This window comes from Pseudomonas sp. SIMBA_067, from assembly GCF_046534675.1.
GTDB lineage: Bacteria > Pseudomonadota > Gammaproteobacteria > Pseudomonadales > Pseudomonadaceae > Aquipseudomonas > Aquipseudomonas putida.
Genome location: NZ_JAWRYH010001525.1, coordinates 1 through 229, shown reverse-complemented (window position 1 = coordinate 229; position 229 = coordinate 1). Strand labels below are relative to the sequence as shown.

The window sequence follows — 229 nt, the reverse complement described above, 5'->3', positions numbered from 1 at the left end:
ACTTGTTTTTCGCCATTTGGGCCATCTAACGTTTCTATATCAATCAGTTTTGATAAATCACGTATTGCTTTATCACGTTCGTTATAAGCCGAACTCGCATCGGCTTCATTGTTAGTACCATGAACACCCGCTATCTCTTGATTCAACGAACTAATACTTTCAATAAGCGTATTAGCCTCTTCAGAAAAGATTTCTAATTGCTCATTAACAACCGCTTTTTGCTCAGAAA

General features: G+C 37.1%; 1 protein-coding gene. It reads right to left on the bottom strand.

The annotated features are described in order from the left end of the window. The coding region (locus tag SB765_RS34545; protein ID WP_410933147.1) for a FlgK family flagellar hook-associated protein at positions 1–229 on the bottom strand (229 nt) is incomplete at both ends.